Origin of the sequence: Micromonospora sp. NPDC049203, from assembly GCF_043197215.1 — a bacterium.
Taxonomy (GTDB): Bacteria; Actinomycetota; Actinomycetes; order Mycobacteriales; family Micromonosporaceae; genus Micromonospora.
Genome location: NZ_JBICSV010000027.1, coordinates 1 through 1,872 on the forward strand (window position 1 = coordinate 1; position 1,872 = coordinate 1,872).

General features: G+C 74.0%; 2 protein-coding genes. Both read left to right on the plus strand.

Annotated elements, in window-relative coordinates; all coding sequences use genetic code 11:
- Nucleotides 1-215: 215 nt before the first annotated feature.
- On the plus strand, nucleotides 216-1,190 hold the full coding sequence (locus ACGFIA_RS28660) for a carbohydrate kinase family protein (RefSeq protein WP_357380605.1): 975 nt from the start codon (nucleotides 216-218) through the stop codon (nucleotides 1,188-1,190).
- Nucleotides 1,187-1,729: an ATP-binding protein gene (locus tag ACGFIA_RS28665; protein ID WP_357380608.1), complete on the plus strand. Its 543-nt coding sequence runs from the start codon at nucleotides 1,187-1,189 to the stop codon at nucleotides 1,727-1,729. The genes ACGFIA_RS28660 and ACGFIA_RS28665 overlap by 4 nt, the downstream gene beginning before the upstream one ends.
- The last annotated feature ends 143 nt before the right edge of the window (nucleotides 1,730-1,872 follow it).

The window sequence follows — 1,872 nt, forward strand, 5'->3', positions numbered from 1 at the left end:
GGGCGGGGCGCCGCCCCCCCCCCCGGCGCCCCCCCCCCCCCCCCCCCCCCCCCCCCCCCCCCCCCCCCCCCCCCCCCCCCCCCCCCCCGCTGCGTCGTACCTCCCGCGCGCGACTTCGGATGTGCGCTGATCGACCGGTTGGCGACCGACGGCCGTCCGCACGGCCCGGGGGCCGGTAGGCTGACCGCGCCGTGCTCCCGACCCCGAGGGCTGACATGAAGATCGCCGTGACCGGCTCGATCGCGACCGACCACCTGATGAGCTTCCCCGGCCGGTTCGCCGACCAGCTCATCGCCGACCAGCTCGACAAGGTCTCGCTGTCCTTCCTCGTCGACGAGCTGGTGCTCCGGCGCGGCGGCACCGCGGCGAACATCGCCTTCGGCATGGCCCAGCTCGGGCTGCGCCCGGTGCTGCTCGGCGCGGTCGGCGCCGACTTCGCCGACTACCGCTCCTGGCTGGAGCGCCACGGCGTCGACTGTGACTCGGTGCACGTCAGCGAGGTCGCGCACACGGCACGCTTCGTCTGCACCACCGACACCGACATGTGCCAGATCGCCTCCTTCTACGCCGGGGCGATGAGCGAGGCCCGCAACATCGAGCTCGCTCCGGTGGCGCAGCGCCTCGGCGGCCTGGACCTGGTGCTGGTCAGCGCCAACGACCCGGCCGCGATGATCCGGCACTCGGGCGAGTGCCGGGACCGCGGCTACTCCTTCGTCGCCGACCCGTCGCAGCAGCTCGCCCGGATGGACGGCGCGGACGTGCTCGGCCTGGTCGAGGGCGCCGACTACCTGATGACGAACGAGTACGAGAAATCGCTGCTGCAGAGCAAGGCCGGCCTGACCGACGAGCAGCTGCTCGACCGGGTCAAGGTGCGGGTCACCACGCTCGGCAAGCAGGGCGTGGAGATCGCCGGCCGGGAGATCGGCTCGTTCCGGGTGCCGATCGCGCGGGAGATCCAGGCGGTCGACCCGACAGGTGTCGGCGACGGTTTCCGGGCCGGCTTCTTCGCCGCGCTCGACTGGGGCGTCGGCCTGGAGCGGGCGGCCCAGGTCGGCTGCCTGCTCGCCGCGCTCGTGCTGGAGAACTTCGGCGGTCAGGAGTACGAGGTCCGCCGGGACCTGTTCGTGAAGCGACTCGCCGAGTCGTACGGGGACGCGGCCGCCGAGGACGTCCGGCCGCACCTGCTGTGACCGGCCCGGCCGGCGGGCTGGACCCGAACGCGGCCCGCCCCGGCTCCGGCCAGCCGGTGCTCGTCGCGTTCGCCGGGCTGCCGGGTGTGGGAAAGAGCACCCTGGCCGCCCGGGTCGGCGCCGCGCTGCGCGCCCCGGTCCTGCCGGTCGACCCGGTCGAGCGCGCCCTGCACCGCTACGGGCTCACCGGTGACGTGCCCGGGATGGCCGCCTACGGCGCTGTCGCCGGGCTGGCCGAGGTGCAGCTCGGCCTGGGGTTCAGCGTTGTCGTCGACGCGGTGAACCCGGTCGCCAGTGCCCGGGGCCTCTGGCACGACGTGGCCGAACGGGCCGGGGTGCCGCTGCGGGTGATCGAGGTGCACTGCGGCGACGAGGCGGAGCACCGCCGCCGGGTCGAGGCGCGCCCGTCCGAGGACGGCACCTGGGAGCTGACGTTGCGCCGCCGGGCCGAGTACGAGCCGCTGATCGGCCCGCGTCTGGTGGTCGACACCGCGGTGGAGGCCGACCCCCTGCCCGGCATCCTCGCCTACCTGCGCTGACTGCCGGCGGCGTGCGTTAACAAGGGGCCCTTTCTCTACCGGAGGCGTTAAGAACTCCTAACGTTGGAGTTGGCGCCAGCAGATGAGGGCGCAGGCGAGGCTGAGGAAGGCTTCGTGGATGTCGTCGCGGATTTCCCAGCGGA

Bases quoted from the DNA above. Each gene is read 5' to 3' on its own strand.
- ACGFIA_RS28660 (WP_357380605.1), top strand. From the start codon at position 216: ATGAAGATCGCCGTGACCGGCTCGATCGCGACCGACCACCTGATGAGC.